Below are 265 nucleotides of genomic sequence, written 5' to 3' on the forward strand. Positions count from 1 at the left end.
GGCCGTGGCAAATGGCTGGTCGTCGCTGCGGTGAACCTGCTCGGCGCGGTCCTGGCGGGCGTCTTCTTCGCTTATTCGCTGGACGCCACACTGCCCTCCCTGGACCGCGGCACCATGGTGCGCCAGACGCTGGTCTTCCCGGAATGGTGGGCGCTTAGCGTCATGCCCATCTCCATGGCCCTGATGGTCGTGGAGTTCCTGCGCCGCCTGGTGCGCGGCGCGGGCGAACGCCAGCAGGTCGGGCTTTAGCGCGATGGATTGGGCC

At 68.3% G+C, this 265-nt stretch carries 1 protein-coding gene; it reads left to right on the forward strand.

Annotated elements, in window-relative coordinates; translation table 11 throughout:
- Positions 1 to 249: TRAP transporter small permease subunit (locus R0J87_RS21305; protein WP_498888786.1), on the forward strand; the 249-nt coding region annotated here is incomplete at its 5' end.
- Between the last annotated feature and the right edge of the window lie 16 nt (positions 250 to 265).

It is taken from the genome of Halomonas sp. SIMBA_159, assembly GCF_046536035.1.
Lineage (GTDB): Bacteria > Pseudomonadota > Gammaproteobacteria > Pseudomonadales > Halomonadaceae > Vreelandella > Vreelandella venusta_A.